Annotated in this window: 5 protein-coding genes; all 5 read left to right on the forward strand. The window is 28.3% G+C overall.

Going from position 1 to position 4,940, the window contains the following annotated elements; translation table 11 throughout:
* The first annotated feature begins 122 nt into the window (after nucleotides 1-122).
* The 5 genes from AC5EAH_RS07710 (at nucleotide 123) to AC5EAH_RS07730 (ending at nucleotide 4,805) form a co-directional block, all read left to right on the forward strand.
* Nucleotides 123-1,058 carry an undecaprenyl-diphosphate phosphatase gene (locus AC5EAH_RS07710; RefSeq protein WP_493494199.1) on the forward strand — a complete coding sequence of 312 codons (936 nt, stop codon included), beginning with the start codon at nucleotides 123-125 and terminating at the stop codon, nucleotides 1,056-1,058.
* A gap of 22 nt (nucleotides 1,059-1,080) precedes the next feature.
* Nucleotides 1,081-1,851, forward strand: coding sequence for a Cof-type HAD-IIB family hydrolase (locus AC5EAH_RS07715; protein ID WP_493494200.1), 771 nt, complete (start codon nucleotides 1,081-1,083; stop codon nucleotides 1,849-1,851).
* A gap of 29 nt (nucleotides 1,852-1,880) precedes the next feature.
* Complete coding sequence (gene nagA, locus AC5EAH_RS07720) at nucleotides 1,881-3,026, forward strand: N-acetylglucosamine-6-phosphate deacetylase (protein ID WP_493494201.1); 1,146 nt, start codon at nucleotides 1,881-1,883, stop codon at nucleotides 3,024-3,026.
* 141 nt (nucleotides 3,027-3,167) lie between these two features.
* A complete protein-coding gene (locus AC5EAH_RS07725; protein ID WP_493494202.1) occupies nucleotides 3,168-3,749 on the forward strand; it encodes a hypothetical protein in 582 nt (193 codons plus the stop codon).
* A 132-nt stretch (nucleotides 3,750-3,881) separates the two neighbouring features.
* Complete coding sequence (locus AC5EAH_RS07730; RefSeq protein WP_493494203.1) at nucleotides 3,882-4,805, forward strand: manganese-dependent inorganic pyrophosphatase; 924 nt, start codon at nucleotides 3,882-3,884, stop codon at nucleotides 4,803-4,805.
* Nucleotides 4,806-4,940: the final 135 nt, after the last annotated feature.

Raw genomic sequence — 4,940 nt, forward strand, 5'->3', positions numbered from 1 at the left:
TTTTGAACTACGCAATAGATACATCTTATAATAAGATAAAAATGATATACAATTCATTGACGTTCAACGATTAACGTATTATCATTGAAAATGGTAAATAAATATGTTTAAAGGAGTAGAATATGTTAATAGAAATTATTAAAACGATTATTTTAGGTATCGTTGAAGGTATTACTGAGTGGTTACCAATTAGTAGTACAGGTCATATTATATTAGCTGATGAATTTTTAAAATTAAATGCTTCAAAATCATTTTTAAATGTGTTCTCTTATGTTATTCAATTAGGTGCGATTTTTGCAGTGATTTTGTTATATTGGCCAAAGTTAAATCCATTCTTTAAGATGTCAAAAAACAATTTTAAAGAATTAAAGATGGCTGCTAATATTGCACTTAAAAATTCATGGTATCGATTAAATGGTAAAACTAAAAGAGTAAGATCAACAGCACGATTTGAACATGCCATGGGACAAGATAAATATAATACATGGGTATTATGGTTAAAAGTTGTTGTAGGTGTTTTACCAGCAGTAGTTGCTGGATTATTATTTAATGATTTTATGGATGAACATCTAATGACAGCACAAGTAGTTGCGGTAGCATTGATTTTTTATGGTATTATTTTTATTGTAGTAGAAAACAAACAAAAAAATAAAGAAATTAAAATTGATAATTTAAATGATTTAACATTTAAAACAGCATTTTTAATAGGTTTATTTCAAGTTTTATCATTAGTACCAGGTACATCACGCTCAGGTGCGACAATTTTAGGTGGATTAATTTTAGGTACATCACGTTTTGTAGCAACAGAATTTTCTTTCTTTTTAAGTATTCCTGTTATGTTTGGTGTATCTATATTAAAAATTGCAAGTCATGGCTTATCATTTACAATGTCTGAAATTATTATTCTATTAGTAGGAATGTTAACTTCATTTATTGTATCAATCGCTGCAATTAAATTATTAATTGGTTACTTAAAGAAACATGATTTTAAATTTTTTGGTTATTATCGTATTATTTTAGGTACAATTATTTTAATTTATTTTTGGATGTTTAAATAATTTTTAGAAAGTGAGAACAATAATGAAAAAAAAGATCTTTTTCTTTGATATTGATGGAACATTAATTAATGAAAAAAAAATTATCCCTTCATCAACAATTGAATCAATTCGTCAATTACAAGAGTTAGGACATATTACGGTCATTGCTTCTGGTCGTGCACCATTTATGGTAAGACCAATTGCAGAACAATTAAATATTAATAGTTTTGTTTCGTTTAATGGTTCTTTAGTATTAAATGAAGGTGAGATTATATTTCAAAATTTATTAAATAGAAATGAATGTTTAGAAATTATCGAACATGCTAAAAAATTAGAGCATGCCATTTGTTGGCAAAGTAGTGAAGGAATGGCTTCTACAATAGATGATCCCATTATTGTGAGTACTATGCAACCTTTAAAAGTAGGGTTACCTTCAGTTGATTTAAATTTTTTTGATAATGAAGCAATTTATCAAGGTTTATTATTCGTTAATGAACAAGAACAAAAACATTATCGACTTTATGATCATATTCGTTATATACGATGGCATAAAGATTGTATAGATTTAATTCCAGCTAATGGCTCAAAAGCAGAAGGTTTAAAAATATTAGCTAAAGTATTAGGATTTGATATGGCTGATACAGTTGCCTTTGGTGATGAAAGTAATGATATGGAAATGATAGCAGCAGCTGGTCTTGGTATTGCTATGGGAAATGCTATAGAACCATTGAAAGCAATCGCTGATGATGTAACTTTATCTGTTAATGAAGATGGTATTCGTTATGCATTAATTAAACATGGTTTTATTTCTTAAATCGTCAACGTAATAGTAGGAGGTATAATATGACAAAATATATTAAAGGTAAAAAATTTATATTAGTTGATCAAATATATGAAACAGAACAATATTTGGTCATTAATGATGAAGGGCGTTTCGCTGGTTTTGTAGATGATGCACCTAGTCAAGAAATTTTGGATTTTCGTGACTACCTTATAGCACCAGGGATTATAGATACACATATCCATGGATTTAAAGGATATGATATTATGGATGCACAAGTTGAAGGCTTATTAGATATGTCAAAAAACTTACTAACTGTGGGTACAACAAGATTTATGCCAACAACGTTAACAGCCCCAAAACATGAATTGGAAGCGGCTTGTCAGTCAATCGCACAAGTGGATGAATTAGGATGGCCAGGTGCTAAATCTGTCGGAATTTTTTTAGAAGGACCATTTTTTACTGAAAAATATAAAGGTGCGCAAAATGCACAATATTTTAGAGATCCTTCAGTAGAAGAAATTAATCATTTGCAACAATTAGCTAAAGGTGCGATAAAAAAAGTTTCTTTAGCACCAGAACGTGCAAATGTTATCCCATTTATTGAAGAGATGCGTTGTCAAAATATTAATGTAGCGATAGGTCATACTGATGCAACATATGATCAATGTCGACAAGCGATTCAATCAGGTGCAAACATATTTATTCATTTGTATAATGGTATGCGTGGTTTACATCATAGAGAACCAGGTGTTGTAGGTGCTTTTTTTGATAGTGAAAATACATTTGCTGAATTAATTGTTGATGGGCATCATGTTGATTCTCATGTTGTCAATTTAACAACAACATTAAAAACTAATCAAATTTGTTTAATTACAGATTGTATGCGTGCTGGAAATATGCCAGATGGCGATACAATATTAGGTGAACTGTCGGTTACCGTTAAAAATGGTATTGCTAGAACACAAGAAGGTTCTTTAGCAGGAAGTACATTAATATTGTTAGATGGCATTAAAAATATGTTGGCATATACAAATTTACCTTTGTTTGAAATTTGGAAAATGGCGTCATTACATCCAGCACAGTCAATTAATATTGATCATGATTTTGGTTCAATTGAAGAGCATAAAATTGCAGATTTATTAGTAGTCGATGAACAAGATTTATCAATTAAATATGTAATGATAGAAGGTAATCTTATCAATTAATAATAAAAATAGCTGTAGCATAGAAAGTGTTACAGCTATTTTTATTATTAAAACATTAAGATTATATTACAAGAAAGTTAAGTCGATGACATTTGTGTTAATTCAATGTATGATAAATAAAGATTGTGAAGGAGGTTATGTATGTTTAATCTACTTTTAATTATTTTAATTGTTTTAGATGTGGTAATTATTTATAAATTAACATCTTATCTAGTACAATTAAATTTTCTTAGACATATATTATATATTTTAGGTTTATTAATTTTTGTAGGTCCAATTATTAAACATTTATTTTTAGCGTTATTGGGAGAAAAATACGGTTTTAGTTTTTATTTTAGTTTAATATGGTTATTATTATCTTTAGTGTCATTACTTGTTATTTTATTTTATACTAAATATAAGTATGTACCTGGTCTTAAAGATGGGTATGTTGTGGATAAATTACAACAAGTAGATCATTTAACGAAAGATCATAATTTAGAAAATCAAATGTTGAAAAAAATTCATAAATTTAATGCTAATGAACCTATTGTACGACGTACAAAACAATTAGTGAAACCAACTTATGAAATTAATAAAATAGATGAGCAACAAATTTTAATGAAGGCTAAAGTATTGCCACAAGCGATTTATAAAACACCTGATTTAACAATAGTTGCTAAAAGAAACTTTATAGAAACATCAAAAGATACGTTAAAGCAATTATTTCATTTGAAAAAATAGTAAAAGGAGCTAGAAAACTAGCTCCTTTTACTATTAGTAAGAAATAACGATAAATTTTAATGAAAATGTATGGTCAAATACAGATAAACATAGTAAAATATTTATCATAACTTTATATAAAGAGAGGTAATTTTGATGTCAATTTTAATTTTTGGACATAAAAATCCAGATACAGATACAATTTGTTCAGCTATTTCGTATAGTTATTTAAAAAAACAATTAGGCTTAGATACACAAGCAGTACGTTTAGGTGAACTTAATGATGAAACACGCTTTGCGTTAGAATATTTTAAAGTTGAAACACCAGACTTAATATCATCATTAACATCAGGGCAACAAGTTATTTTAGTCGATCATAATGAATTTCAACAATCAGCTGATGGCATTGAAGAAGCAGCTATTTTAGAAGTAGTTGATCATCATAGAATTGATAATTTTAAAACAGCCGATCCAATTTACTATCGTGCTGAACCAGTAGGGTGTACAGCAACTATTTTATTAAAATTATTTAAAGAACGTGACGTTATAATACCACAAGCAATTGCAGGTTTATTACTATCAGCAATTATTTCAGATTCATTATTATTTAAATCACCAACTTGTACAGAAGAAGATAAATTAGCAGCAATTGAATTAGCTAAAATTGCACAAGTGGACATGAATGAATATGGTTTACAAATGTTGAAAGCAGGTGCGTCAACAGCTGATAAATCAGTTGAAACATTAATTAATTTAGATGCTAAAGCATTTACAATGGGTGAGTATAAAGTAGCTGTTGCTCAAATTAATACGGTTGATGTGGATGAAGTATTTGAACGTCAAGCGGATTTTGAAGCAGCAATTCAAAAAGAAATTGAAGTAAATGGTTATGGATTATTTGTTTTTGTTGTAACAGATATTTTAAATTCAGATTCAAAAGTGTTAGCATTAGGTGCACAAACACAAGCAATTAAAAAAGCTTTTGAGGTAGAATTAGATAATAATACAGCGACCCTAAAAGATGTTGTATCACGTAAAAAACAAGTGGTACCACAATTAACAAATGTATTAAGTTAATGATGATGCAGACAAAAACTTTAATTAGCTTTTGTCTGTTTTTTTAGGAGGAAACAGGTGTACATTTATTGAATATAAAAGAATATGTTGATGAAATAAATGTAGATGATAAGTATCTATTGCGTAGTTCAAAAT

The sequence above is a fragment of the Staphylococcus sp. B1(2026) genome (assembly GCF_058895785.1).